This is a genomic window from Buttiauxella selenatireducens (assembly GCF_031432975.1).
In the GTDB taxonomy this organism is placed as follows: Bacteria; Pseudomonadota; Gammaproteobacteria; order Enterobacterales; family Enterobacteriaceae; genus Buttiauxella; species Buttiauxella selenatireducens.
The window spans coordinates 2864457-2891398 of the sequence record NZ_CP133838.1 but is presented as its reverse complement, the minus strand read 5'-3'; the positions used below and the strand labels follow the sequence as shown (position 1 = coordinate 2891398).

The following is a 26942-nucleotide window of genomic DNA, read 5'->3' as shown; positions in this document are numbered from 1 at the left end:
TTTATTGTACTCATTTTTGTACTCATTTTAGGTCGGGCTTATATGGAATTACCTGGGACGTTATGAAATGTAAAATCCACGCAATAGCGTGGATTTTATGGGTTTTTTTTGTCGTCATGAGATTCAATGAAACCTCATGAGACAACGTAAAGGATTTAGACGTTGAACAGGAAGTTCATCACATCGCCATCTTTAACGATGTAGTCTTTACCTTCAGCGCGCATTTTGCCGGCTTCTTTCGCGCCTTGTTCACCCTTGTAGGTGATGAAATCTTCGTACGCGATAGTCTGAGCGCGGATAAAGCCTTTCTCGAAGTCGGTGTGGATTTTACCGGCCGCTTGTGGGGCTGTTGCGCCAACAGGGATAGTCCAGGCACGAACTTCTTTTACGCCAGCGGTAAAGTAAGTTTGCAGGTTCAGCAACTCATAACCGGCGCGAATAACGCGGTTCAGACCCGGTTCTTCCAGACCCATTTCAGCCATAAATTCGTCACGGTCAGCGTCGTCAAGTTCAGCAATGTCAGACTCAACAGCCGCACAGACAGCAACAACCACAGAGCCTTCAGCCGCGGCGATTTCACGCACTTTGTCGAGGTATGGGTTGTTCTCATAACCATCTTCGTTGACGTTAGCGATGTACATGGTTGGTTTTAACGTCAGGAAGCTCAGATATTTGATTGCGGCTTTATCTTCATCCGTCAAAGGCAGAGCGCGCAACATACCCGCGTTCTCAAGCTGTGGCAGACATTTTTCCAGCGCAGCCAGTTCAGCTTTTGCGTCTTTATCGCCGCCTTTAGCACGTTTCTGCACACGGTGGATGGCACGTTCGCAGGTGTCGAGGTCAGAAAGCGCCAGTTCGGTGTTGATAACGTCGATATCATCAGCAGGATCGACTTTGTTATTCACGTGAATGATATTGTCGTTTTCAAAACAACGTACAACGTGGCCGATAGCTTCGGTTTCACGAATGTTAGTCAGGAACTGGTTACCCAGGCCTTCACCTTTGGACGCGCCTTTCACCAGACCGGCGATATCAACGAATTCCATGGTTGTAGGCAGAATGCGTTGTGGTTTAACGATTTCGGCCAGTTTATCCAGACGTGGGTCCGGCATCGGTACCACACCAGTGTTCGGCTCAATGGTACAGAACGGGAAGTTTGCTGCTTCAATTCCCGCTTTGGTGAGCGCGTTGAACAGGGTTGATTTACCAACGTTCGGCAAGCCGACGATACCGCATTTGAATCCCATGGTTTAATTCACCTTAATGACTTGATATTCAATGAGTTAACGTTATCTCATTGATAAAATGATCGTAACTTTCCCCATTATACACCCAAACGCTGTATAACGGGGGCAGAAATCCTGCCTGACAGCCGCGCATGCGTTATTGTGCCTTAAAGGCATGTAGGCGGTTGGTCGCTTTGGTCAACCCTTCTTTTAACCAAACTTCGGTGCAACGTGCTGCTTCGTCTACCGCGTCGTCAATCAACTTTTGTTCGCTCAGCGGCGGTTTACCCAGTACGAAACCAACAACTTTGTTTTTATCGCCTGGATGACCAATTCCGACACGTAAGCGGTGAAAGTTTGGGTTATTGCCTAATTTGCTGATGATATCTTTCAGACCATTGTGGCCACCGTGGCCGCCACCGAGTTTGAATTTTGCTACGCCAGGCGGCAAATCTAACTCATCATGGGCGACGAGGATCTCATCCGGAGCAATACGGAAAAAGGTCGCCATTGCAGCGACAGCTTTACCACTGAGGTTCATAAACGTGGTTGGCACTAACAGGCGAACATCTTCACCTGCAAGGTTTATGCGCGCGGTGTAACCGAAGAATTTGCTCTCTTCTTTTAGCGACTGGTTATGGCGCTGTGCCAGCAGATCCACATACCACGCCCCAGCGTTATGGCGAGTCGCCGCATATTCCGCACCTGGGTTTGCCAGGCCAACTATTAATTTAATACTCACGTTTAATTTCCTGAAAACAGACCAGAGCCGCGTAGTTTACTGCGCTGATGTCACGATGACAAAGCGGCAATGTGCCGCTACCCAAACTATTGAATAGTTCCCGTGGTTAACCATTGTAATTTCATGCTATTCAGCGAGTTATTTGTAAATATTTGTAGTCCTTCGTTCGTAATTGTGATCGCTGACGCACATAATCCGAAGCGGTGTTGTCTATACTTTACACACAAGGAATGGGGATTTTCCCCGCCGACCCAGTAACACCCGGAGGTGACATATGAAACGCAAAAACGCTTCGTTACTCGGCAATATTTTCATGGGGTTGGGGCTTGTCGTCATGGTGGGTGGTGTCGGTTACTCCATTTTAAACCAACTCCCACAGTTTAACTTCCCGCAATATTTCGCCCACGGTGCTGTTCTGAGCATCTTTGTTGGTGCGGTTCTTTGGCTAGCTGGTGCACGCGTGGGGGGACACGAACAAGTCTGCGACCGTTATTGGTGGGTACGCCACTTTGATAAACGTTGTCGCCGTGATGATAATCATCGTCACAGTTAATCCTCGGGATTAAACGAAAACGGTTCTCTGAGAACCGTTTTTTTTGCCCAAATGTTACTCAGCCAGAGCTGCGTGAATATCCGGGAAGAAAGCAAGGCGGCCTGCAATAGGTTTAACGCCAGCGCGTGCAAGAGTCTTCAACGGCTGAAATTCAAGATTCGTCACTCGTAATTCGCAACCTTCCGGCAGCTTCTCAACGAAACGTTGAAACGCATCCAGTCCTCCCGCATCAAGTACTGGAACCGCATCCCACTGCAAAATAATCAGATGGTTTTGCTCAATACGTTGGGCGAGGTCATTAAATAATCCTTCTGCCGCAGCAAAGAACAGCGGACCGGTTACGCGCAAAGCCAGCACACCTTCCGGCGTCTGGACGTTTACAGGCGCCAGCCGAGTCATGCGCGCAATGCGGCGCATAAACAACAGCGAGGCCAGTACAATCCCCACGCTGATGGCGATAACCATGTCGAACAACACCGTCAATGACATGCAGATAAGCATCACGATAATGTCGTCTTTTGGCGCATGGCGCAGCAGGCTCAGCACTTTATGCGCTTCACTCATATTCCATGCAACCATCAGCAACAGTGCAGCCATTGCCGAAAGCGGTAGCCATGAAAGCAACGGTGCTAACACCAACAACGCCATAATCACCAGCAGCGCATGAATCACGGCGGCTATCGGGGAGGTTGCACCTGCGCGTACGTTGGCGGCTGAACGGGCAATCGCGGCGGTGGCGGTTATCCCGCCGAAGAATGGCGCAATAATATTGCCCAACCCCTGGCCGATAAGTTCGCTGTTGGCGTTGTGTTTGGTGCCGGTCATGCCGTCTAACACCACGGCGCACAACAGCGATTCAATGGCACCGAGCATCGCCATCGAAAATGCCGCCGGAAGCAGGGCACTCAGGGAGTCCCAACTTAGCGTAAAGTTTGAGTCGGGAATGTTCCACGGCAGCATCAATTGCGGTAACAGCTGCGGAATTCCGTTACCTTGCGTGCCATCGGCGAGCACATAGTGGAAGCGTGAACCAATCGTTGCCACATCAGCGCCCATCGCATGAACAATCGCCATAACAGCGCAACCGGCTAAAAGTGCGGGTAAATGACCTGGTAAACGAATGCCCAGGCGCGGCCAGAGAATTAACACGCCGAGTGTGACCACGCCTATTGCCGCATCGCCGAGATTTAAGGTCGGCATCGCCATTGCCAGCGCCGCCACTTTATTCAGGTAATGTTCGGGGACGTGGGGAAGCTGGAGGCCAAAGAAATCTTTTACCTGCATGGTGGCGATAGTAATCCCAATCCCGGAGGTAAAACCGAGCGTCACGGAAAGGGGAATATATTCAATCAGGCGGCCAAAACGTGCCAGTCCAAATAAAATAAGAAACAGGCCGGACATTAATGTCGCGATAAGCAAACCGGCAAGGCCAAATTGCTGTGCCACCGGATAGAGGATGACCACAAAGGCCGCGGTAGGGCCGGAAACGCTAAAGCGTGAGCCACCGCTTAGCGCAATCACAATACCTGCAACCGCCGAAGTGTACAGGCCATATTGAGGTGCTACACCGCTTCCGATAGCCAACGCCATCGCCAGTGGAATGGCAATAATCCCAACGGTAATCCCGGCAATAACGTCGCGGCTAAAACGGGATACGGTGTATTTCTCACGCCAACAAGCATCTACCAGAGCGCGGAAAGGCAATACAGAAGAAGATACGGTTTTCACTTTGATTCCATCCGTGAGCGCATCATCTGTCAAAAATGGCAGGTGATAGAAAAGAAAAAACCCGCCGCAGCGGGTTTTTTATGCGAGTTCGATTAGTGCTCGAACATCGCAGAGATTGATTCTTCATTGCTGATACGGCGAATTGCTTCAGCCAGCATACCGGACAGAGTCAGGGTGCGGACGTTTGGCAGTGCTTTGATTTCATCAGACAGTGGGATGGTGTCACATACGATAACTTCGTCGATAACGGAGTTACGCAGGTTGTGAACCGCATTGCCGGAGAAAATCGGGTGAGTTGCATAAGCAAACACACGTTTTGCACCACGTTCTTTCAGCGCTTCAGCAGCTTTACACAGAGTACCGCCGGTATCGATCATATCGTCAACCAGTACGCAATCACGGCCGGATACATCACCGATGATGTGCATAACCTGGGAAACGTTAGCGCGAGGACGACGTTTGTCGATGATAGCCATGTCGGTATCGTTGAGCAGTTTTGCGATAGCACGAGCACGCACAACGCCACCGATATCTGGAGAAACCACGATTGGATTTTCCAGGCCGATTTGCAGCATATCTTCCAGCAGGATTGGGCTACCGAAGACGTTATCTACAGGAACATCGAAGAAGCCCTGAATCTGTTCTGCGTGCAAGTCCACGGTGAGAACACGGTCAACCCCAACACTTGAGAGGAAGTCAGCAACCACTTTCGCGGTGATTGGCACACGGGCAGAACGCACACGACGATCCTGACGAGCATAACCAAAGTAAGGGATAACAGCGGTGATACGACCTGCAGAAGCACGGCGCAGGGCGTCTACCATAACAACCAATTCCATAAGGTTGTCATTGGTGGGTGCACAGGTGGACTGGATGATGAAAATATCACCACCGCGTACATTTTCGTTGATTTGTACGCTTACTTCTCCGTCGCTAAAACGACCGACGGCGGCGTCACCAAGGGAGGTGTACAGGCGGTTGGCAATACGTTGTGCTAGTTCCGGGGTGGCGTTACCAGCAAAAAGCTTCATATCAGGCACGAGAAAAACCTCAGGCATGCGTCCAGTGGCGGATGGTACTACCGCAGCATATGCGGGCGGGGTAGCGCCATCCAGGCGGTGTATAAAGAGCTTGATGCAACGTCTGAAACAAGGTGACGTTGTCACCAATACTCAGCTTGCCCGGATATGGCCTGATGCAGCGGGGAGACATTAACGCCTCGCGCAACAAACCCATGCAGCCATTCCGGGGCTTGCTCAAGCACCTGGCGGGCAGCGTTCTCGGTGTCAAATTCAGCAAACACACAAGCGCCGGTGCCGGTCAGGCGCGACGGCGCGTATTCTAACAGCCAGGAAAGCAGGTCATCAACCTTACGAAAACGTTTTCTTGCGATAACCTCACAATCATTACCAAATTCACAGTTTAATAACGTGTCAATTGATCTAATCGGGGTATTTCGTGGTAGCTCCGGATCTTTAAAAATAACCGGCGTCGGAATGCTGACACCAGGATGCGCAACCAGGTACCACTTTTCTGGTGGTGAGACAGGGGTAAGCTTCTCGCCAACACCCTCGGCAAAAGCGGCAAATCCTCTTACGAATACCGGCACATCGGCACCCAGGGTAACACCCAGTGCAGCCAGCTGATCTTCAGTCAGGCCGGTGTTCCACACGTGGTTTAACGCCACTAAAACCGTTGCTGCGTTTGAAGAACCTCCGCCTAAACCGCCCCCCATAGGCAAGCGTTTTTCAACGCTTATCTCGGCTCCCGCCCCCTGAGGCAATGTCCCCATCAGTAAGGCGGTGTCTTGCAATAATCGGGCGGCACGGACAATTAAATTTTCTTCATTCGGCACCCCTTCAACAGGGGTAGATAAACGAATTTGGCCATCGTTTTTGGGCTCAATGATGATGGTGTCGCCATAATCGAGGAACTGAAATAAAGTTTGTAAATTATGGTATCCATCTTCACGACGGCCCGTGATGTACAAAAATAAGTTCAATTTTGCCGGTGACGGCCAACGATTTTTCATTACTTAACCGTCCAGCTATCCATTTTGAGCTTGATACGTTGCGAACCTTCGCGCAATTCCATGTTTGAAGGCAGAGCAGGTTTCACACTGTCGTCATAATCACTGTAAACCACTTTCCAGGTTTTACCGTCTTGCGTGTAATTGACTTCGCTCAGACGATACTGGGCATCAATTTTATAGTCAGTGGCATCGCCTGGCAGGCCAAGAATCCATTGACGCAGGCTATTGATCGGAATAGGCATTCCGGTCAGGCGGCCAATCATCTCTTCGGCGTTATCGGCAACGTACTTTTTACCATTGCGGTCAGTCAGTTGGACAACGCCTGGCTGCGCATTGAGTTCGAGTTCGGTGCTGCCTAATGGGTTAGTCAGCAATAAACGATAACGGTCTGGCGAAGTTTGTTGCCAGTTATAACGCGCATAAACTTTTTGGCTATCAGAAAGATAGGCAAAAGCACCACGCGTCTGATATTGGGTGATTTTTTGCACTTGTTGCTGGTGTTGCAACCACTGTGGAGAGTCAGGACTTTTGCCTGGACCGCTGGATTGTGGGGTTACACAAGCAGTCAAAACAAGGCTTGCCAGTGGCGCAAGGCACAGCAGACGGGCTTTCGGCATAAACATAGCGGCAGCAGATCCTTCTCAATCATTTTAGTTGTTAACTGTTTATGCTAGCGGTGGTCGGTCTGGCCGTCTACGGTCAAGTTGTCTTAAATCATTAATTGCACTGATACCCCGCAAGGGGTGGCTCTCTTTTATTGACTGCGCGCATCCTGTATGATGCGCCGAGTTAATCCTTATCAACATCGGTATTACTCAGACCGCTCAATGACCCTATTAGCACTTGGCATCAACCACAAAACAGCTCCAGTCTCGCTGCGAGAACGTGTTACGTTTTCGCCGGACACGCTCGACCTGGCGTTGAACAGCCTGCTTGAACAGCCGATGGTGCAGGGCGGCGTTGTGCTGTCTACGTGCAATCGAACTGAGTTGTATCTGAGCGTTGAAGAACAGGAAAATCTGCACGAGAAACTCGTACGCTGGCTGTGTAATTACCACAACCTCAACGAAGAGGAAGTGCGTAAAAGCCTGTACTGGCATCACGACAACGATGCAGTCACGCATTTAATGCGTGTCGCAAGTGGTCTTGATTCGCTAGTACTCGGCGAGCCACAAATTTTAGGCCAGGTCAAAAAAGCCTTTGCCGACTCCCAAAAAGGGCATTCGCTTTCCAGCGAACTGGAACGCATGTTCCAGAAATCCTTCTCTGTCGCGAAACGAGTCCGAACTGAAACTGAAATTGGCGCGAGCGCCGTATCGGTTGCGTTTGCCGCCTGTACGCTGGCGCGACAAATCTTTGAATCTTTATCGACCGTGACCGTATTACTGGTCGGTGCAGGCGAAACGATTGAGCTTGCTGCGCGGCACTTACGTGAACATAACGTGCAGAAAATGATTATAGCCAACCGCACCCGTGAACGTGCTCAGGTACTGGCTGATGAAGTCGGAGCCGAAGTCATCAGCCTTAGCGACATCGATTCACGTTTGCAGGAAGCCGACATTATTATCAGTTCTACCGCCAGCCCACTGCCTATTATTGGTAAAGGTATGGTAGAGCGCGCGTTGAAAGCCCGTCGCAATCAGCCTTTGCTGCTTGTAGACATTGCCGTTCCACGCGATGTTGAACCCGAAGTGGGCAAACTGGCTAACGCCTATCTTTATAGCGTTGATGACCTTCAGGCGATTATTCAAAGCAACCTTGCGCAGCGCAAAGCTGCCGCTGTTGAAGCCGAAACCATCGTCGCCCAGGAATGCAGTGAATTTATGGCATGGCTGCGCGCGCAAAGCGCCACAGAAACCATCCGTGAATATCGCAGCCAGGCTGAGCAAGTTCGTGACGATTTGGCTGCTAAGGCCATCGCCGCGCTTCAGCAAGGTGCGAATGCCGAAACCGTTCTTCAGGATCTGGCATGGAAATTAACCAATCGCCTGATCCACGCTCCAACCAAATCTCTTCAGCAGGCTGCCCGTGACGGGGATGACGAACGCCTGCAGATTCTGCGTAACAGCCTCGGGCTGGATTAGCAAATAAACTCTTATTACAAGGTAAAACACCGCCCATGAAGTCTTCTATCGTTGCCAAACTAGAAGCTCTGCAAGAGCGCCATGAAGAAGTTCAGGCTCTGCTTGGGGATGCTGCCACAATTGCCGACCAGGATCGTTTCCGTGCGTTGTCACGTGAATATGCCCAGTTAAGTGACGTTTCAAGCTGCTTCCTGAAATGGCGTCAAGTGCAGGAAGATATTGAAACCGCACAAAGCATGCTCGACGACCCGGAAATGCGCGAAATGGCGCAAGAAGAATTAAATCAGGCGAAAAGTGACAGCGAAGAATTAGAACAACAACTGCAAGTTCTGTTGCTGCCAAAAGATCCTGACGATGAACGTAATGCTTTTGTTGAAGTTCGTGCCGGTACTGGCGGCGATGAAGCGGCTATTTTTGCCGGTGATCTGTTCCGCATGTATAGCCGTTACGCGGAATCTCGCCGCTGGAAAGTTGAAATCCTGAGCGCCAACGATGGCGAACATGGCGGCTTTAAAGAAGTGATCGCCAAAATCAGCGGTGAAGGTGTTTACGGGCGTCTGAAGTTTGAATCCGGTGGTCATCGCGTGCAGCGTGTTCCTGCGACTGAATCCCAGGGCCGTATTCATACCTCCGCTTGTACGGTTGCGGTCATGCCAGAAATTCCTGAAGCAGAATTGCCTGATATCAACCCAGGCGATCTGCGTATTGATACCTTCCGTTCTTCAGGCGCAGGCGGTCAGCACGTCAACACCACGGATTCTGCAATCCGTATTACCCACTTGCCGACAGGTATCGTGGTGGAATGTCAGGACGAACGTTCCCAGCATAAAAACAAAGCCAAAGCGCTTTCAGTGTTGGGCTCGCGTATTCGCGCTGCTGAAATGGCAAAACGCCAGCAGGAAGAGGCTTCAACGCGCCGCAACCTGCTCGGTAGTGGAGACCGTTCAGATCGCAACCGTACTTATAACTTCCCGCAAGGGCGCGTGACCGACCATCGCATCAACGTGACGTTGTACCGTCTGGATGAAGTGATGGAAGGGAAACTCGACGCGCTGATCGAACCTATCGTGCAGGAGTTCCAGGCAGACCAATTAGCGGCGCTGTCTGAGCAGGATTAATGGATTTCAAACATTGGTTACAGCAGGCAATCGGCCAGCTACAGGAAAGTGAAAGTCCGCGTCGCGACGCGGAAATCCTGCTGGGTTTTGTCACTGGAAAAGCGCGAACCTTCATTCTGGCCTTCGGGGAAACCGTCCTGACTACTGAGCAACAGCAGCAGTTGGCGGTTTTACTGGCGCGAAGGGTGCAAGGTGAGCCGATTGCGCATCTGGTCGGTGAGCGTGAGTTTTGGTCGCTACCACTGCGCGTGTCACCGGTGACGCTTATCCCACGTCCTGATACTGAATGCCTTGTCGAACAAGCCCTCGCAAGAATGCCTGCTACTCCGTGTTCAGTGTTGGATTTAGGCACTGGCACCGGGGCCATTGCCCTGGCTATCGCCAGTGAACGACCAGATTGTGACATTACCGCACTTGATCTGCTTCCTGATGCAGTCGAGCTTGCTCGCGATAATGCGAGGCGCCTCGGAATTACCAATGTTGAGGTCTTGCAAAGCAACTGGTTTAGTGTGCTCAATACACAACGTTTTGCGGTGATAGTCAGTAATCCACCGTATATCGATGAGGAAGATCCGCACCTTTCGCAAGGTGATGTTCGCTTTGAACCCCGTAGTGCGCTGGTGGCCGGAAACCACGGCCTGGCCGATTTACGCATACTGGTGGAAACATCGCGCCACTTCCTTGAATCTGGCGGTTGGTTGCTGCTTGAGCACGGTTGGCAGCAGGCATCCCAGGTTCGCGAGTTGTTTACCGATGCTGGGTATACCGAGATACAAAGCTGTCAGGATTACGGTGGCAATGACCGTCTGACAGTAGGACGCTTTTTTTAGAAAGAAGGAATCGAGCTAAATGGCAACTTACTTCGCGCTCAAGCATTTGCATATACTGACGGTCTTCATTTCCATCAGTTTGTTCGTTTTACGCTACTGGTGGCAATACCGCGATTCAGCCATGTCGAACAAGCGCTGGGTACGCATTGTGCCGCATGTGAATGACACGGTATTGCTGGTCAGTGGTGCTGCGCTGGTGATGATTACGCATTTCTATCCCTTCACACCGCAAGGTGCATGGCTGACTGAGAAGCTATTTGGCGTTATTATCTATATCGTTTTAGGGTTTATCGTGCTGGGCAAACGCCCGCGCAGTCAGCAGATTCGGCTGTTTGCCTTTCTGCTGGCCCTGGTGGTGCTTTACATCATCATTAAACTCGCCACCACAAAAATACCATTATTGGGGTAAGTCATGAGGTCGTTAGCCGATTTCGAATTCAATCAGGCGCCGTTGTGCGAGGGCATGATTTTAGTCTCGCAGTTGATCCGTGATGATTTCCCGGCAGAAGAAGTACGTGCACAACTGGAAAGCCTGGCGAGCCTGGCGCGTGAAGAGATCTGCGAAGGTCTTCACCAGGATGTGCAACTCGAAAAATTAGTCGAACTGTTTTACGGCAGTTGGGGTTTCAAAGACGCCAGTGGCGTTTACCGTTTATCCGACGCATTGTGGCTCGATAGTGTGCTGAACAAACGTCAGGGGAGTGCGGTGTCGCTGGGGGCCATTCTTTTGTGGATTGCCGAGCGTCTCGATATTCCGTTAAATCCGGTCATTTTCCCGACCCAGCTGATTTTACGCGGCGACTGGATGGACGGCGAAATGTGGCTTATCAATCCTTTTAACGGCGATACGCTCAACGAGCACACGCTGGAAGTGTGGTTGAAAGGTAATGTCGGGCCAACAGCTGAACTGTTCGATGAAGATTTAGATGAAGCAGATAACGCGGAAGTAGTGCGTAAACTACTCGACACCCTGAAATCCGCGCTGATGGAAGAACGTCAAATGGAGCTGGCACTGCGTACCAGCGAAGCGTTGCTCCAGTTCAATCCGGAAGATCCGTATGAAATCCGCGATCGCGGTTTGATTTATGCTCAACTCGATTGTGAACATGTGGCACTCACCGACCTCAGCTATTTTGTTGAGCAGTGCCCGGAAGACCCGATTAGCGAAATGATCAAAGCGCAAATCAACTCGATTTCGCAAAAGCAGATAACTTTGCATTAAGACTAAAATTTAGCCCTGAATCATTCGAGTTGCAGCCAACACGCCTGCAGCTTGAAGTATGACGGGCTCTCCTGACAAGGCGAAAATATGAAACAAAAAGTGGTTAGTATTGGTGATATCAACGTCGCAAACGACCTACCGTTTGTTCTGTTTGGCGGTATGAACGTGCTGGAATCACGCGACCTGGCGATGCGTATTTGTGAGCATTACGTCACTGTGACCCAGAAACTGGGCATCCCGTACGTATTCAAAGCATCCTTCGATAAAGCCAACCGTTCATCCATCAACTCCTATCGTGGCCCTGGTCTCGAAGAAGGGATGAAGATTTTCCAGGAACTGAAGCAAACCTTCGGCGTGAAAATCATCACTGATGTTCATGAAGCAAGCCAGGCACAACCTGTTGCCGATGTGGTTGACGTTATCCAGCTGCCTGCATTCCTTGCACGCCAGACTGACCTGGTAGAAGCGATGGCGAAAACCGGCGCGGTTATCAACGTCAAAAAACCACAGTTCGTAAGCCCGGGCCAAATGGGTAACATCGTTGATAAGTTCCACGAAGGTGGCAACGACCAGATTATCCTGTGTGACCGTGGTGCAAACTTCGGTTATGACAACCTGGTTGTCGACATGCTGGGCTTTAGCGTAATGAAACAAGTTTCTAATGGCTCACCGGTAATCTTTGATGTGACCCATGCCCTGCAATGCCGTGACCCGTTTGGTTCTGCATCTGGCGGTCGTCGTGCGCAGGTAACAGAACTGGCGCGTGCAGGTATGGCGACTGGCCTGGCGGGTCTGTTTATCGAAGCGCACCCGGATCCAGACAACGCACGTTGTGATGGCCCATCAGCACTGCCGCTGGCGAAACTTGAACCGTTCCTCAAGCAAATCAAAGCGATTGACGACCTGGTCAAGAACTTCGAACCGCTTGATACCAGTAAGTAATCAGCAGATAAAAACAAAAAAGCCCTTATCTCACGATAAGGGCTTTTTTTTGTCTCATAGATTTGTCAGGCAAAAATCGTCATCAAATAAGCGGCAAACAGCGCCAGGTGCGCGGTGCCGTTAAGCACATTGGTACGCCCGGTTGAAAACGAAATCTGGCACAACACTAACGAAGTCAGCATCACCACTAACTCCGGCATCCCTAAGCCAAAGGTCAGGTCGTTGCCTGTCAACATCGCGATAAGCGTAACCGCCGGGACCGTCAATGAAATGGTTGCCAGTACCGAACCGAAGAACAGATTCATGGCACGCTGAACCTGATTACTCAATACCGCTTTCAATGCGCCAAGACCTTCAGGCGAGAGGATCAATAACGCGATCAGGAAACCGGTGAACTGCGCAGGAGCATTCAACGTGCTTAGCAGTGACTCCAGTGGCACCGCGTTCATTTTGGTGACCGCAATGACCGCAATCAGGTGAACAATAAGCCAGATGGCATGCCAGGTGCTGCTGTGTGCAGACGGTTTGCCATGATGCGGATCGTCGTCGTCAGACTCATCTTCATGCTCGTAAACGAACAGACTTTGGTGCGTCTTGGTTTGAATTAACAAGAATACACCATACATTGCTGCGGAAATCGCGGCCGCCATTAACGCCTGGCCGGTGCTAAAGTTGCCTGCGGGCAGCGCGGTAGGTAACACCAGCACAATCACCGCTAGTGGGAAAAGGGCAATTAAATACTGTTTGATACCAAACAGATTCATATATTGCGTGGCAAATTTATTGCCACCGAGCAGCAATGAGAAGCCGACCAGGCCACCCGTCACAATCATAATGATGGAATAGAGTGTGTCACGCATCAGCGTCGGCGCAGCATCACCCGTTGCCATCAATGCGGAAATTAAGCTGACTTCAAGAATAACGACGGAAAGACTCAGAATCAGAGAACCGTAGGGTTCACCCAAACGGTGCGCGAGTACGTCAGCATGACGAACCACGCTAAAGGCGCTACTTAAAATGCCCACCAGGGCCAGAATATTTATCCCAACAACCGCTGGCAAAGACTGGCTCCCTCCCCAAATCGCCAATACAGCCAGCGCTAAAACCGGGAAAATGAGGGAACTCTCCTTATGACGGGTTTTCACCGCCTCATGTTGTGTTTTGGTCAAAGTACTTCTCCATATCCAGAGTTGCTAAGTCATTTATTTATTATAGTCGTGCAATAAAACCCCGTTAACATAACAAATAATCAACGTTTTCTGCGGAAATTTACTCAGTTTTACCGCTTCAATAGCAATAGTATTTCTGATGATTAAAAACCTATGTTTACTGATATTAAGCAATGCAAAACATGAAGATGCATTTTAAGTAAATAAATAATAGATGATTTTCACCTCATCAATGACGCCTACACATCTTCAATTTTGGGTATAACACGTATAAGTAGCACACGAAAAAAATTAACCTTACATAATGCATTGATATTGATATTCAAACGGCGCAGGACTCCTCAGTATGGCAAGTTAATATGACATTTTTGTTTTTTTGTGACTGTCATCAAACTTGCCAGCGTCCCGTTAATTGCATATGTTCACAGTTATGCTGCTCTATAAATAACCGGCATATTTCGAGTTGCATCTCGAATTATTGAGGTTATTGAGCAGTCAATATAAAGCCCGGAAGGCGCATCTGACGTAATCACACGGAAGTTTGCAGTGGCGGAGGTGTATCGTGTTAACACGTGATTTCTTAATGAAAGCGGATTGTAAGACAGCTTTTGGTTCCATTGAGGAATCGTTGTTGTGGACCCCTGAGCAGCGCTCGGCTTCACTTGCCGCAACGCTCGCCTGTCGTCCCGATAGCAGTCCCGTATGGATTTTTGGCTACGGTTCCCTGATGTGGAACCCGGCATTCGAATATGAAGATTCAGCCGCAGGAACGCTCGTTGGCTGGCATCGTGCATTTTGTTTACGTTTGACAGCGGGGCGCGGCACCGCTTGCCAGCCAGGACGCATGCTGGCACTGAAAGAGGGCGGGCGCACCACCGGTCTTGCGTATCGTCTACCCGAAGAGATTCTTGTAGACGAACTGACGCTGGTCTGGAAGCGAGAAATGATCACCGGCTGTTATTTACCCACCTGGTGCAAACTTGAGCTGGATGATGGCCGGGTGGTCAATGCGCTGGTGTTTATCATGGACCCTCGTCATCCGCTTTACGAAGCCGATACCCGAGCTGAGGTGATTGCCCCATTAATTGCCGCCGCCAGCGGTCCATTAGGCACTAACGCGCAGTATCTGTTTTCGCTGGAACAAGAACTCATGAAGCGCGGAATGCATGATGATTGTCTTGATGAGTTGGTGAATAAAGTCAGGGCCTGGCTACAGCCAAACGATGATGAAGGGTTACAACCGGGATTTGCCTGAAAGAGTATTCCGGCCTTCATGCTGAGGGCCGGAATCGAGCGTTTATGCAGCGACATAACTGATTGAATGCTCAAGCGACTGGCTATGGCTATCAATCAGCACTTTCCACGTCCCGCTGTATGGCACCGTCAAATAAGCAGACTGCTTATCTTCCACGCTAAGAATATCGGCCTGCGGTTTGCCCGCAGAACGCGTCTCACTCATCAAATGAATATGGCAATTGTTTGAACAGCGAACCACCACGGTATCGCCGCCAAAAAGGTGCAGACTGGCTTTCACTACTGGCATTTTTATACTCCGCTATGACATCAAAGTTAGGCGTCTTTGCCGCCGCATTTCTCGCAATCAGTGACGGTGTTCACAAATCACACTTTATGCATAACACCAGACCCCGATGTGACGAATGCTGACTTTGATCAAAAAATGCCGTAACGATTAAACTTTAGTGTAGATGCGCCTGATACCTTTCAGCTGATGAATTTTTATGCGGAAAATTAACGTCAGGTCGTCATAAAATTTGGTATCAGAACGTTAATACTTTATCAGCGCTTAGCGTCCACTCGGCTAATTCCACCAACGTGCCAATTTCTACACCTTCTACCAGCGGCAGCGCCGAGATACCGCGCCCGTCAGTACACGTTTTGCATAATTTCACTGACACATTTTGCGCCGTTAAAATCTCAAGCATCTGCTGGATGTTGTAGCCTTCAGCGGGTTTCTGGCCGCGCAAACCGGCGGTCACCGCATCAGACATGAGAAACAATTTCACTTCCGGCTGTGGTTGCTGGTCGCACAGTGCGATTGCCAGTCGCAGGCTGTTGAACAGAGATTCGCTGCCGTATGCAGCCCCGTTAGCAATAATCACAATCTTTTGCATGTCTTTCTCCCTGGCACCTGGCGGCACGACTTTTGCTTATATGGATGTATCAGAAGCACGACTTGCCGTTCAGGAGCGTTTTATGAAGGCTACCGTCACCGTGAATCCTACCGCCCATGACTTTTTAATGGCGGCTCGCACTCGTGGGCGTGAACAGTTGCAGGACATTTTACACATCGGGCAACTCACCGGACGGATAGCCAGGCTCGCGCATATGCTACAGCGTGAGCGAGGGGCTTCCAACATCTGGTTGTGTTCGTCAGGCCAACTTTTTTCGGCTGAACGCTCACGTTGCATTGAAGAAGTCGACCATGAATTAGCGCTTTTCAAACAGGCGATTGCCGACCCGAATGACCTGCCGGGCAGCGCTATCCTGGTGAGCCTCGCCTGTGCGCTTCATTACCTCGAGCGTTTACCGCCGCTTCGGGCAGCAATTGCGGAGCAACACATTCAGCCTTTGCAGGCGATGGAGCAATTCAACATCACGCTGCGCCATCTGCTGAGCATTGTTCCGGAAGTCAGTAACGTGGTGGATGATGCCGGCGTGGTGCGAAGCCTGGCCGCACTGTTTAGTTTTATGCAGGGTAAAGAGTTGGCCGGGCAAGAGCGGGCGATAGGTGCGCTGGGCTTCACGTTAGGGGAGTTCACCGACGTGCTGCGTCAGCAACTGGTCGACCGTATCGACAGCCAGCAACACTGTTTTGATACGTTTTGTAGCATGGTTGACGAGCCGTTGCGGGTGCAATTCAGGGCTTGTAGCGAGCCTTGCCGGGAAACAGAACAGTTGCGACGGATGGCCTGCACGCGACTGAAGAGTGAGGGTGACGACTCGCCGCGCGCCTTACGTTGGTTTGCGTTGTTAAGCGCCAGAATTGATGCTTTGAAAGCGGTGGAAGATGCACTGATTGATGGGGTGATGGCTCAGGCTCAGCGGGCGCTGGGGCAGGGTTTACAGCAAACCCCGTTGAATGAAGACGACATCGCTCATTGGGTTGCAGGCAATGACGGGATGAAAAACGAGCGCTATCTCGATCGCCATTTATTACCGCTGGTACGCCAACAAGCCCAACAACTCGAAATGATGGCGCAACAGTTGGCGTCGCTACAGGCCACCATCGAGGAACGTAAAATCATCGATAAAGCCAAAGCGCTATTGATTCGTCATCAGGGGCACAGCGAAGAACAGGCCTGGCAGGTTCTGCGCAAAATGGCAATGAACCAGAATAAACGCATGGTAGATGTCGCCATTGCGATGGTATCGGTAGCGGAAATCTGGCAGTTACCCACTAAGGAGTAGCTGCACAAAGCGTGGGCATTTAATGCATTTTTGTGGTGCGCTCACGACCCACTTTGACTGACAAAGTCCCTGATATTGGGCTATCTAAACTGGCACGCGAGTTGCATTGCTTATATGAAAACTATTTTTACCTGAATGGCGCCAATGGCGGTGCCTTCCAGGTTGGACAAAGGCGTCCTTCAATGTGCTTACCCACATTGTTGGGCGTTTTTTTTTATCTTTTTATCAGGATGAAGCCGATGAGCAACAAACCTCTGGTCCTCTCGCGTCGTCGTTTTCTACAGGCGGGTGCCGCTTTAGGTAGCGCAGTTTTGCTCCCCGGCATGATGGATTCTGCCTGGGCGGCAGGCAGTGATGCCCCTGAGCAAAACACCGTAAAAGTGGGTTTTATTCCGCTGACCGACTGCGCCTCGGTGGTTATGGCGTCGGTCAAAGGCTTCGATAAAAAATACGGTATTTCGATTGTTCCAAGCAAAGAAGCGAGCTGGGCGGCGGTACGCGACAAAATGGTGTCTGGTGAGCTCGATGCGGCCCATGTTTTATACGGCCTGGTCTACGGCCTTGAGTTGGGCATTGCAGGTAAACAGCAGGCGATGGCTAACCTGATGACGCTCAACAACAACGGTCAGGCGATCTCGCTCTCCATGGAGCTGGCAAAGCAGGGAGTCACCGACGGGGAAAGCCTGAAAAAAAAGGTGATAAGCCAGGCACCAGGCAGTTTTACCTTCGCGCATACCTTTCCGACCGGCACGCACGCGATGTGGCTCTATTTCTGGCTGGCTCAGGCGGGAATTAACCCGTTCACCGATGTGCGCACGGTGGTGGTCCCACCCCCGCAAATGGTGATGAACATGCGTATCGGCAATATGCAGGGGTTCTGCGTGGGTGAGCCATGGAATCAGCGAGCCATCAGTAACGGCATCGGATTTACTGCTGCCACGTCTCAATCAATTTGGCCGGATCATCCGGAAAAAATCCTCGGTACACGTCGCGAGTGGGTGGAGCAAAACCCTAATACTGCACGGGCGTTGGTCGCCGCAATTCTTGATGCATCGCGCTGGATTGATGCCAGTGACGACAATCGCCGCGAAACCGCCAACGTGCTCGCAGGACGAGCTTATCTCAACACCAAAGCTGAATACCTCACCGGGCGCATGCTCGGGCAATACGACAACGGGATGGGGAAAACCTGGCAGGACAACCACGCAATGCAGTTTTTCCGTGATGGCGAAGTGACTTTCCCGTGGTTATCCGACGGCATGTGGTTCCTGACCCAGCATCGTCGTTGGGGATTGCTGGACCACGACCCGGATTATCTCGCCGTTGCCAAACGCATTAACCGTATCGACATCTATCAGCAAGCCGCAGCAGCCGTGGGTAACGTTTCACTACCTTCAAGCCCGATGCGCACCAGCACGTTGATGGATGGAAGCACCTGGAACGGCGGCCATCCTGCCGCTTACGCCGCAAGTTTTGCCATTAAACGCGAAGGGGAATGATATGAACACGCCAGCACAAAAACCGTCAGTGCCGGAACTTAGCGCCCCTGTGGGTGAAGTGATCTCACTGCCACCGGTCGTCGTTCGTCGCCGCAAACCACGATGGCGCCAGCTAAGTTTGAGTCTGTTTCAACGCCTGATCCCCGCCGTTTTCGGTATGGGTTTGTTGGTGTTGGCATGGCAACTCGCCGCGCTCAACGGCAAAGGCATCCCGACGCCGCTCAGCACCCTGGATTCGGCAATCGTCTTGTTCTCCGACCCGTTCTATAACGCCGGACCAAACGACCAGGGCATCGGCTGGAACATCCTGGCTTCACTTCAGCGTGTGGCTATAGGGTTCGGTCTTGCCGCCATCGTGGGTATTCCGGCGGGTTTCCTGATTGGCCGCTTTACCTTCCTCGCCCGCATGTTTAACCCGATTATCGCGCTATTGCGCCCGGTCAGCCCGCTGGCCTGGCTGCCAATTGGTTTACTGCTCTTCCAGAAGGCCGAACCTGCGTCGAGCTGGACCATTTTCATCTGTTCCATCTGGCCGATGGTTATCAATACCGCCGAAGGGGTGAAGCGCATCCCGGACGACTATCTCAACGTGGCGCGTGTGCTGAAGCTTTCCGAATGGACGGTCATGCGGCGCATTTTATTTCCGGCGGTTCTCCCTGCGGTATTAACCGGCGTGCGTTTATCTATCGGCATCGCCTGGCTGGTGATTGTTGCCGCAGAAATGCTGACTGGCGGGTTGGGGATTGGCTTTTGGATCTGGAATGAGTGGAACAACCTCAACGTCGAAAACATCCTTATTGCCATTGTGATTATCGGGGTGGTTGGGCTGTTGCTCGAACAAGGCTTAATGCTGTTAGCGCGTCGCTTTAGCTGGGAAAAATAAGGGGAAAAACATGAAGAAAATTATTCAGGTTCAAAATGTCAGCCAACATTTTTCTACCGCAAGCGGTGAGTTTATTGCACTGAGCAATGTCAGTTTTGATATCGCCGAAGGGGAAACCATCAGCCTGATTGGCCATTCCGGATGCGGTAAATCCACGCTGCTCAACTTGATTGCCGGGATAACGTTGCCGTCAGAAGGGGGGCTGCTTTGCGACAACCGTGAAATTGCCGGTCCCGGTCCTGAACGCGCGGTGGTGTTTCAAAACCATTCACTGCTGCCATGGATGACCTGTTTTGACAATGTCGCGCTGGCGGTAGACCAGGTTTTTCGCCGCACCATGAGTCGCGCCGAACGGCGTGAATGGATCATTCACAACCTTGAGCGGGTGCAAATGGGTCACGCCATTGATAAACGCCCAGGTGAAATTTCAGGCGGCATGAAGCAGCGGGTAGGTATTGCTCGCGCACTGGCGATGAAACCAAAAGTGTTGCTGATGGATGAACCCTTCGGCGCGCTCGACGCGCTAACTCGCGCCCATTTGCAAGATGCGGTGATGCACATTCAGCAAGAGCTGCGCACCACTATTGTGCTGATCACCCATGACGTGGATGAAGCGGTGCTGCTCTCAGATCGCGTGTTGATGATGACCAACGGCCCTGCGGCAACGGTGGGCGAAACATTGCTGGTGGATTTACCACGCCCGCGCAACCGCGTGGAACTGGCGGAAGACCGTCGCTATCACCATTTGCGCCAGCAGGTGCTGCGTTTTCTCTACGAAAAACAGCCGAAGGCTGCCTGAGGAGCCGCTTATGAAACCGCAACGTCTGATTGTTATCGGTAATGGCATGGCCGCCATTCGTCTGGTCGAGCAGGTTGTGGCGCGGGCCTCGGGGCGTTTTGCTATTACAGTATTTGGCGAAGAACCCGGGCTCAGCTACAACCGCATTCAGCTCTCTCCGGTACTGGCGGGTGAGAAACCCGCCAGTGTCATGCAACTGCACGATGCTGCCTGGTATGTTTCCCACGGTATTGAGTTATTAACGGGCGAAGCCGTGCTGGACGTGGACACCCAACAACAGACGGTGCGATCGGCAAAGCGCTCCATTAATTATGACGAACTGGTCTTCGCAACCGGATCGCTGCCCTATATCCCGCCGATTGAGGGGCATACGCTGCCGCATGTCCACGGTTTTCGCACACTGGCAGACGTCGACGCTATTTTGCAAGGCGAAGGAGATGCCGTGGTGCTGGGTGGCGGATTGCTGGGTGTTGAAGCGGCTGCCGCACTTTGCATGCGTGACATCCCCGTGACGCTGGTTCACCGCCAGCCGTGGTTGATGGACATTCAGCTTAATCAGGATGCCGGCGTCCTGCTTGAGCAACATCTCGCAGAGCGCGGCATTGTCTGCCAGCTCAATTGCGGCATTGAGCGCATCAATACAGATAGCGTGGTGTTGAGCCACGGTGAGGTATTACCTGCCGGGCGGGTGATTATCGCAACCGGCGTAAAACCGAATATTTCGCTGGCCTTGCGAGCGGGAATCGCCTGCCAGCGCGGTATTACCGTTGATGCCCAACTGCGTAGTGACACTCCGCACATCAGCGCAATAGGGGAATGCTGCGAAATAGACGGGCAGACGTGGGGGCTGGTGGCTCCGTGCCTGCAACAGGCTGATGTATTAGCCGCTCGTCTGTGCGCTGAAGCCACTCATGATTTCTGCTATCAGGATCGTGGCACGCGCCTGAAAGTCAGTGGCATTCCGCTGTTTTCGGCAGGCGACATCAACGCAGCACCGGATACCCAGATACTCACCGCATTTGATCCCCTGGCGAAACACTATCGTTGCCTGCATTTGCGCAGCGGCAAATTAGTGGGTGCTTTATTGCTGGGGGATATCACGCCCGCCAATGCCCTGGCCGACATTTTATGCAGCGCAGCGCCGATTACGCCTGCCGTGCTGTTTGATGAATTCCTCTCAGATGAGCAGCCGCTGGCTGCCGGAAATGACGACATGACAAAACAAACGCTGGTAGTCATTGGCCACGGCATGGTCGGCCATCACTTTCTGGAGCAGTGTGTGGCGCAACAACTCCATCTGCGCTTTCACATTGTGGTGTTCGGTGAAGAGCGCCATCCGGCCTACGATCGTGTCCATCTTTCGGAATATTTTGCTGGACGCAGTGCGCAATCGCTGTCGATGGTTCAGGGGGATTTCTTTAACGAAAACGGCATTGAACTGCGTTGTCAAAGCAAAGTCGTGGATATTGACCGTAAGCAACGCCTGGTGCGCGATGACCAGGGGCATGAAATTTTCTGGGATAAACTGGTACTGGCGACCGGATCGTATCCCTTTGTCCCACCCGTACCAGGCCACACGCTTCCGGCCTGTTTTGTCTATCGCACGCTCGACGATCTTGATGCAATTGCGGAACGAGCGCGTCACGCCACGCGTGGCGTGGTGATTGGCGGCGGTTTGCTGGGGCTGGAAGCCGCAAACGCCCTCAAACAGCTTGGCCTGGAAACGCATGTGGTGGAGTTTGCCCCGAACTTAATGGCGGTACAGCTCGATAACGCGGGTGCCGCGATGTTGCGTGAGAAAATAAGTGATATCGGTGTTCAGGTGCATACCAGCAAATCCACCACGGCGATTACTGAGGTTGAGAATGGCCTGCAACTCAATTTCTCCGATGGCGAAACGCTGAGCACCGACTTAATCGTCTTTTCCGCCGGTATTCGCCCGCAAGATGAATTGGCGAAAAGCGGAAATTTGGCCGTTGGCGAGCGTGGCGGGATAGTTATCAATGACCACTGCCAGACCAGCGACAGCGCGATTTACGCCATCGGTGAGTGTGCGTTGTGGGAAGGGAAAATCTTTGGCCTCGTCGCACCCGGTTACCAGATGGCACGCGTCACGGCGGCGACCCTTGCAGGGCAAGAGTCCGGGTTTCACGGTGCGGATATGAGCACCAAACTGAAGCTGCTGGGTATTGAAGTGGCCTCATTTGGTGATGCTCATGGGCGCACACCTGGCAGCCAGAGTTACCAGTGGACCAACGGCCCGCAGCAAATCTACAAAAAGATCGTGGTTTCTGGCGACAACAAAACTCTGCTGGGAGGTGTGTTGGTGGGCGACAGTAGTGAATATGCGCAACTGCTGCAAATGATGCTCAACGCCATGCCTTTGCCCGCCCAACCCGAAAGCCTGATTTTGCCTACATCGGCGGGTAGTACGCCGAAGGGTTTAGGTGTGGCGGCGTTGCCCGACACGGCGCAGATTTGCTCGTGCCACAACGTCAGCAAGGCGGATATTTGTTCCGCAGTGAACATGGGAGCAGGTGACATGGGGGCGATTAAATCCTGCACCAAAGCGGCGACGGGCTGCGGAGGTTGTTCGGTGCTGGTGAAACAGGTGCTGGAGTACCAGTTACACCTGCAGGGTGTGGAGGTGAAAAAGGACATCTGCGAGCACTTCCCATACTCACGACAAGAGATTTATCACCTGGTTCGCGTCAATCACATCCGCAGTTTTGAACAGCTGATTAGCCGCTACGGTCACGGTCATGGTTGCGAAATCTGCAAACCGCTGGCGGCCTCTGTGCTGGCATCATGCTGGAATGAATACCTGTTAAAACCGGCACATTTGCCGCTACAGGACACTAATGACCGTTATTTTGCCAACATCCAGAAAGACGGTACTTACTCTATTGTTCCGCGCGTTCCTGCGGGGGAAATTACACCGGACGGGCTGATTGCTATCGGCCAGGTGGCAAAGCGTTATCAGTTATACAGCAAAATTACCGGCGGCCAGCGCATAGACTTATTTGGCGCACGCCTGGAAGAGCTGCCAGCGATTTGGTCAGAATTGGTCGCGGCGGGATTTGAAACCGGTCATGCCTACGGAAAATCGTTACGCACGGTGAAATCGTGCGTGGGTTCGACGTGGTGTCGATACGGCGTACAGGACTCGACCGGCCTCGCGATTGAGCTGGAAAACCGTTACAAGGGGCTGCGCTCACCGCACAAAATCAAAATGGCGGTTTCTGGCTGTACCCGTGAATGCGCCGAAGCACAAAGTAAGGACATCGGGGTGATTGCCACCGACAAAGGCTGGAATCTCTATGTTTGCGGTAACGGTGGCATGAAACCGCGGCATGCGGATTTGTTTGCCAGCGATTTGGATCGTGAAACTCTGATTCGCACCATCGACTGCTTGCTGATGTTTTACATCCGCACCGCCGACCGTTTACAGCGCACCAGTACCTGGATGGATAACCTCGAAGGTGGCATTGACTATCTGCGAGAGGTCATTTTGCACGACAGTTTAGGCCTTACCGACGAGCTGGAAAAAGAGATGAGTAACGTGGTGGAAACGTACCAGTGCGAGTGGCAAACCACGCTCAACAGCCCGGACAGACTGGCACTGTTTCTCTCCTACGTTAACAGCGATAAACCTGACGAAGCGGTACAGCGTCAGAATCTGCGCCAGCAACGACAGCCCGTCAATGAGGTGACACATCCGCAAGCACTGCTTCCGGTAAAACCGTGGCAGGCGGTATGTGATATTAACGCGATCCCTGCGCAGGCCGGAATTGGCGCACGCCTGGGCGAGCATCAAATCGCGCTGTTCCGCATAGGTGAGACTATTTACGCCCTCGATAATCTCGAGCCGGGTAGCGATGCCAACGTGCTATCACGCGGGATCGTGGGTGACGCCAGCGGCGAGCCGATTGTGATTTCCCCACTGTATAAACACCGAATTCGCTTGCGCGATGGATGCACGCCAGACGGTGAACGGGCCGTGCGTGCGTGGCCGGTAAAAGTCGAACAGGGCACGGTGTGGGTGGGGAATCAGGCGCTGATTATGCGTGCGGTGGCATCATGAAACGCGCGGTGCGTTCCACGTGCCCTTATTGCGGGGTTGGGTGTGGCATTGAAGCTGAGCAAACAGCAGCCGGAACCTTCGTCATAAGCGGCGATAAACAGCATCCCGCAAATTTTGGGCGATTGTGCGTGAAGGGCGCGGCGCTTGGCGAAACGCTGGGGCAGGAAGGGCGTTTGCTTTATCCCGAAGTTAACGGCGAACGCGTGGAATGGAGTGCTGCACTGGATGAAACGGCGCGACGACTCAATGCCATTATTGAAGAGTTCGGCCCGAAAGCGGTGGCATTTTATGCTTCCGGTCAACTGCTGACCGAAGACTATTACGTTGCGAATAAACTGATGAAGGGATTCATCGGCGCGGCCAATATCGACACCAATTCACGGTTGTGTATGTCTTCGGCAGTGGTGGGCTACAAACGTGCATTTGGCGCAGATTACGTTCCGTGTAGTTATGAAGACCTGGAACAAACCGACCTGGTGATATTGACCGGTTCTAATGCAGCCTGGGCGCATCCGGTACTTTATCAACGCCTGGTGCAAGCCAGGCAACAGCGTCCGACGATGAAAATTGTCGTCATCGATCCGCGCCGAACCGCGACCTGCGACATCGCAGATTTGCACCTGGCGCTGCGACCTGGCAGCGATGCCGCACTGTTTGTCGGCCTGCTGAATGACCTGCATCAACAGCAACGCCTTGTTGCCGGACAGTTTGATGGGCAAAGCGCGGCGCTGGGTCTTGCTGAAAGCTGGGATCTGGCAAAAACCGCCGACTTTTGTCAGCTCAATCAGGAGGATGTGCAGACGTTGTGGCAATGGTTCAGTCAGTGCGACCGCGCCATGACGCTCTACACCATGGGAATTAATCAATCCTCGAGCGGTAGCGACAAATGCAACGCGATAATCAACGTCCATCTGGCGAGTGGCAAACTTGGACGGCCTGGCTGCGGCCCGTTTTCGCTGACCGGACAGCCAAATGCAATGGGTGGGCGCGAAGTGGGTGGCCTGGCTAATCAACTGGCCAGCCATATGAATTTTGATGCTGCAGATATTGCCAGGCTAGCGCGTTTCTGGGGGAGTGAACGCATTGCCCAAACGCCGGGGCTGATGGCGGTGGAACTGTTTGCTGCCATCGGGCGCGGCGAAGTTAAAGCGGTATGGATAATGGGCACTAACCCAGTGGTTTCGCTGCCCGATGCGTCGCGTGTAGAACGGGCGCTGGCGAACTGCCCGCTGGTGATCGTTTCTGACGTGGTGCGTGAAACGGACACGTCGCGTTACGCTTCGGTCAGATTCCCGGCGCTGGCATGGGGTGAGAAGAACGGCACTGTCACCAATTCTGAACGCCGGATTTCACGCCAGCGTGCGTTTATGCCCGCAGCGGGCGAGGCACGGGCAGACTGGTGGATACTGGCGCAAATCGCGCAACGTCTGGGCTATCAGGATGCCTTTAACTGGCGACATCCACACGACATTTTCAGCGAGCATGCGGCACTTTCCGGTTTTGAAAATAATGGATCTCGCGCTTTTGATATCAGCGGGCTGGCAAACCTGAGCCGTGAACAGTATGACGCGCTGGAGCCGGTACGTTGGCCGGTCTCCACACAGTGTCATCAGTCCTTTAAAAGCTGGCGACCAGATGGCAAATTCCAGATGGTGCCCATCGAACCGGAATTACCGCAGGCTATTGCTGATGCTCACTATCCGCTGATCCTCAACAGCGGACGGATCCGCGATCAGTGGCATACCATGACGCGTACGGGTCTCGTTCCGCGTTTAATGCAGCATATCAATATGCCGCTATTGGATATTCATCCACTCGATGCTAAACGTTACGGTGTCACAAATAATGGATTGGTGAGAGTTGTTTCGCGGCTGGGGGGAATGGTAGCGCGAGTGCAGGAGAGTGACAGCCTGGTGCCAGGCAATGTGTTTATTCCCATGCACTGGAGTCAACAGTTTGCCCGCAAAGGGCAGATTAATAGCCTGGTAGCGAGCGTGTGCTGTCCTCATTCCGGGCAGCCGGAAAGCAAGCAGACGGCGGTGCGTATTCAACACTGGCAGCCGTCATGGCGGGGAGAAATATTTGCCCGCAATCAGATAGCGTTTACCGAGGATATTCAGTGGTGGCGCCAGGCTTCTGCTGGCATACACCATTTTCTGTGTGCCGCAGACACGCCGCCTGAATCGTGGATTGAAACGCTGAGTGCTGCGAGAGGCTGGCAGTTGCAGTATGCGCAGGGAAATAGTGAGTTTTATAACGTGCTCGCCTGGCATGCAGGTGAGCTGCAACTGGCGTTTTACAGCGCGAAAACGTGGCCAGATATTCACACTGCTTCGGTAGTTGCGGGATTTGAAACAGCGCCGCAAACGCCACAGGGGCGCCATCTTTTGCTGGGGGAAAAGCGGCGGGAACCCTCGTGGATGCCGGTCGCACCGTGTGCACCTGTTTTAGCGTAGGGGAGAAATCTATTACGCACGCCATCGCGTCGGGCTGCCATTCGGTGACTATGCTCGGCGAGAAACTGCGCTGTGGAACCCAATGTGGTTCGTGTGTCCCTGAACTGAAAACGCTGCTCGCTAAAACTCTCGACGCATGACGAAAG

General features: G+C 52.3%; 22 protein-coding genes and 1 pseudogene. 14 read left to right on the top strand and 9 right to left on the bottom strand.

The window, feature by feature from the left end; translation table 11 throughout:
- Positions 1-155: 155 nt before the first annotated feature.
- On the bottom strand, positions 156-1247 hold the full coding sequence (gene ychF / locus RHD99_RS13245) for a redox-regulated ATPase YchF (RefSeq protein ID WP_183271696.1): 1092 nt from the start codon (positions 1245-1247) through the stop codon (positions 156-158).
- A gap of 136 nt (positions 1248-1383) precedes the next feature.
- Positions 1384-1968: an aminoacyl-tRNA hydrolase gene (gene pth / locus RHD99_RS13240; RefSeq protein ID WP_309874362.1), complete on the bottom strand. Its 585-nt coding sequence runs from the start codon at positions 1966-1968 to the stop codon at positions 1384-1386.
- 274 nt (positions 1969-2242) lie between these two features.
- Between pth and ychH the strand changes: the two genes are divergently transcribed.
- Complete coding sequence (gene ychH, locus RHD99_RS13235; RefSeq protein WP_183271694.1) at positions 2243-2521, top strand: stress-induced protein YchH; 279 nt, start codon at positions 2243-2245, stop codon at positions 2519-2521.
- Positions 2522-2575: 54 nt separating this feature from the next.
- Here ychH and dauA read toward each other — a convergent pair whose 3' ends face one another.
- From dauA to lolB, 4 genes are all read right to left on the bottom strand, one after another.
- Entirely contained in the window at positions 2576-4249 is a 1674-nt protein-coding gene (dauA, locus tag RHD99_RS13230) for a C4-dicarboxylic acid transporter DauA (RefSeq protein WP_309874359.1), read from the bottom strand.
- A 92-nt stretch (positions 4250-4341) separates the two neighbouring features.
- Entirely contained in the window at positions 4342-5289 is a 948-nt protein-coding gene (gene prs / locus RHD99_RS13225; RefSeq protein ID WP_008454180.1) for a ribose-phosphate diphosphokinase, read from the bottom strand.
- A 122-nt stretch (positions 5290-5411) separates the two neighbouring features.
- A complete protein-coding gene (ispE, locus tag RHD99_RS13220; RefSeq protein WP_183271692.1) occupies positions 5412-6281 on the bottom strand; it encodes a 4-(cytidine 5'-diphospho)-2-C-methyl-D-erythritol kinase in 870 nt (289 codons plus the stop codon).
- Complete coding sequence (gene lolB, locus RHD99_RS13215) at positions 6281-6904, bottom strand: lipoprotein insertase outer membrane protein LolB (RefSeq protein ID WP_270139048.1); 624 nt, start codon at positions 6902-6904, stop codon at positions 6281-6283. Before lolB ends, ispE begins: the two co-directional genes overlap by 1 nt.
- Before the next feature lie 204 nt (positions 6905-7108).
- On the opposite strand from lolB, the gene hemA reads away from it, so the two are divergent.
- The 6 genes from hemA to kdsA all read left to right on the top strand — a co-directional run bounded on the left by hemA (position 7109) and on the right by kdsA (position 12477).
- A complete protein-coding gene (hemA, locus tag RHD99_RS13210) occupies positions 7109-8365 on the top strand; it encodes a glutamyl-tRNA reductase (RefSeq protein WP_183271690.1) in 1257 nt (418 codons plus the stop codon).
- Positions 8366-8400: 35 nt separating this feature from the next.
- A complete protein-coding gene (prfA, locus tag RHD99_RS13205; RefSeq protein WP_183271689.1) occupies positions 8401-9483 on the top strand; it encodes a peptide chain release factor 1 in 1083 nt (360 codons plus the stop codon).
- A complete protein-coding gene (gene prmC, locus RHD99_RS13200) occupies positions 9483-10313 on the top strand; it encodes a peptide chain release factor N(5)-glutamine methyltransferase (protein ID WP_309874355.1) in 831 nt (276 codons plus the stop codon). The genes prfA and prmC overlap by 1 nt, the downstream gene beginning before the upstream one ends.
- Positions 10314-10332: 19 nt before the next feature.
- Complete coding sequence (gene sirB2, locus RHD99_RS13195) at positions 10333-10722, top strand: invasion regulator SirB2 (protein WP_183271687.1); 390 nt, start codon at positions 10333-10335, stop codon at positions 10720-10722.
- Between the two features lie 3 nt (positions 10723-10725).
- Positions 10726-11535, top strand: coding sequence for an invasion regulator SirB1 (gene sirB1 / locus RHD99_RS13190; protein WP_183271686.1), 810 nt, complete (start codon positions 10726-10728; stop codon positions 11533-11535).
- Between the two features lie 87 nt (positions 11536-11622).
- Positions 11623-12477, top strand: coding sequence for a 3-deoxy-8-phosphooctulonate synthase (kdsA, locus tag RHD99_RS13185; RefSeq protein ID WP_183271685.1), 855 nt, complete (start codon positions 11623-11625; stop codon positions 12475-12477).
- A gap of 65 nt (positions 12478-12542) precedes the next feature.
- On the opposite strand, the gene chaA is transcribed toward kdsA, so the two are convergent.
- Complete coding sequence (gene chaA / locus RHD99_RS13180; RefSeq protein WP_309874351.1) at positions 12543-13646, bottom strand: sodium-potassium/proton antiporter ChaA; 1104 nt, start codon at positions 13644-13646, stop codon at positions 12543-12545.
- A 562-nt stretch (positions 13647-14208) separates the two neighbouring features.
- Between chaA and RHD99_RS13175 the strand changes: the two genes are divergently transcribed.
- Positions 14209-14901 (top strand): gamma-glutamylcyclotransferase, encoded by a 693-nt coding sequence (locus RHD99_RS13175; protein ID WP_183271683.1) that lies wholly within the window; start codon positions 14209-14211, stop codon positions 14899-14901.
- 42 nt (positions 14902-14943) lie between these two features.
- Here RHD99_RS13175 and RHD99_RS13170 read toward each other — a convergent pair whose 3' ends face one another.
- Together RHD99_RS13170 and RHD99_RS13165 are read right to left on the bottom strand one after the other, a co-directional pair.
- Positions 14944-15189 carry a DUF1883 domain-containing protein gene (locus RHD99_RS13170; RefSeq protein ID WP_183271682.1) on the bottom strand — a complete coding sequence of 82 codons (246 nt, stop codon included), beginning with the start codon at positions 15187-15189 and terminating at the stop codon, positions 14944-14946.
- 235 nt (positions 15190-15424) lie between these two features.
- Positions 15425-15778 (bottom strand): DsrE/DsrF/TusD sulfur relay family protein, encoded by a 354-nt coding sequence (locus RHD99_RS13165; protein WP_309874349.1) that lies wholly within the window; start codon positions 15776-15778, stop codon positions 15425-15427.
- Positions 15779-15878: 100 nt separating this feature from the next.
- Between RHD99_RS13165 and RHD99_RS13160 the strand changes: the two genes are divergently transcribed.
- From RHD99_RS13160 to RHD99_RS13135, 6 genes and pseudogenes are all read left to right on the top strand, one after another.
- Positions 15879-17075: a nitrate- and nitrite sensing domain-containing protein gene (locus RHD99_RS13160; protein ID WP_374708488.1), complete on the top strand. Its 1197-nt coding sequence runs from the start codon at positions 15879-15881 to the stop codon at positions 17073-17075.
- 239 nt (positions 17076-17314) lie between these two features.
- Positions 17315-18574: a CmpA/NrtA family ABC transporter substrate-binding protein gene (locus RHD99_RS13155; protein WP_309874346.1), complete on the top strand. Its 1260-nt coding sequence runs from the start codon at positions 17315-17317 to the stop codon at positions 18572-18574.
- A gap of 1 nt (position 18575) precedes the next feature.
- On the top strand, positions 18576-19457 hold the full coding sequence (ntrB, locus tag RHD99_RS13150; protein WP_309874344.1) for a nitrate ABC transporter permease: 882 nt from the start codon (positions 18576-18578) through the stop codon (positions 19455-19457).
- 10 nt (positions 19458-19467) lie between these two features.
- Positions 19468-20256 carry an ABC transporter ATP-binding protein gene (locus RHD99_RS13145; RefSeq protein WP_309874342.1) on the top strand — a complete coding sequence of 263 codons (789 nt, stop codon included), beginning with the start codon at positions 19468-19470 and terminating at the stop codon, positions 20254-20256.
- A gap of 10 nt (positions 20257-20266) precedes the next feature.
- Positions 20267-24340: a nitrite reductase large subunit NirB gene (gene nirB / locus RHD99_RS13140; RefSeq protein ID WP_309874340.1), complete on the top strand. Its 4074-nt coding sequence runs from the start codon at positions 20267-20269 to the stop codon at positions 24338-24340.
- Positions 24337-26936, top strand: a pseudogene (locus RHD99_RS13135) (nitrate reductase). The gene nirB and the pseudogene RHD99_RS13135 overlap by 4 nt, the downstream one beginning before the upstream one ends.
- Positions 26937-26942: the final 6 nt, after the last annotated feature.